Annotated in this window: 1 protein-coding gene; it reads left to right on the plus strand. The window is 67.8% G+C overall.

Annotation, left to right across the window (positions count from 1 at the left end; genetic code table 11):
• Positions 1–1,331, plus strand: a 1,331-nt coding sequence (locus BGO22_RS16915; RefSeq protein ID WP_502686477.1) for a preprotein translocase subunit SecA, incomplete at both ends; no start/stop codon positions are given.

Consider the following 1,331-nt stretch of genomic DNA (forward strand, 5'->3'; position numbering starts at 1 on the left):
GCGTGAACCTGCCGCAGATGCAGCGCGAGGAGAAGCAGGCCGCCTACCGCGCCGACATCACCTACGGCACCAACAACGAGTACGGCTTCGACTACCTGCGCGACAACATGGTCTATGAGGCCGCGGACCGCGTGCAGCGCCCCTTGCACTACGCGATCGTCGACGAGGTGGACTCCATCCTGATCGACGAGGCCCGCACGCCGCTGATCATCAGCGGTCAGGCCGAGGACCAGACGGCCGTCTATGTGGCCATCAACCGCCTGGTGCCGCACCTCAGCCGCCAGGAAGGCGAGGCCGATCCGCGCACCGGCGAGGGCGTGATCAAGCCGGGCGACTTCACGCTCGACGAGAAGGCGCGCTCGGTGCACCTCACCGAACAGGGTCACGAGAACGCCGAGGCCCTGCTGTCCAAGGCCGGCCTGCTGCCCGAAGGCGCCTCGCTGTATGACCCCTCGAACATCGCGCTGCTGCACCACCTGGTGACCTCGCTCAAGGCGCACCACCTGTTCCACCGCGACCAGCACTACGTGAACCAGAACGGCGAGATCGTCATCGTCGACGAGTTCACCGGCCGCCTGATGGCCGGCCGCCGCTGGAGCGATGGCCTGCACCAGGCGGTGGAGGCGAAGGAGGGCGTGGGCATCCAGCCCGAGAACCAGACCCTGGCCTCCATCACGTTCCAGAACTACTTCCGCCTGTACGGCAAGCTCTCGGGCATGACCGGCACGGCCGACACCGAGGCCTACGAATTCCAGGAGATCTACGGCCTGGAGACGGTGGTGATTCCGCCCAACCGCGTCAGCAAGCGCCAGGACCAACTCGACCGCGTCTACAAGACCACCAAGGAAAAGTACGACGCTGCGATCGCCGACATTCGCGAGTGCCACGAGCGCGGCCAGCCGGTGCTGGTGGGCACCTCGTCGATCGAAAACTCCGAGATCATTGCCCAGTTGCTCGAAGCGGCGAAGCTGCCGCACCAGGTGCTCAACGCCAAGCAGCACGCGCGCGAGGCGGACATCATCGCGCAGGCCGGCCGGCCGGGCGCCATCACCATCGCCACCAACATGGCGGGCCGCGGCACCGACATCGTGCTCGGCGGCAACCTCGAGAAGATGGTCGAGGCCGTGATGGCCGATCCCTCGCTGGATGAGGCCACCCGCGCCGCGCGCGCCGAGGCGCTGCGCGCGCAGTGGCAGGCCGACCACGAAAAGGTGGTGGCACTGGGTGGCCTGCGCATCATCGCCACCGAACGCCACGAGTCGCGCCGCATCGACAACCAGCTGCGCGGCCGCTCGGGCCGCCAGGGCGACCCGGGGTCCAGCCGCTTCTAC

The organism is Hydrogenophaga sp. 70-12 (assembly GCF_001897365.1).
Classification (GTDB): Bacteria; Pseudomonadota; Gammaproteobacteria; order Burkholderiales; family Burkholderiaceae_C; genus Hydrogenophaga; species Hydrogenophaga borbori.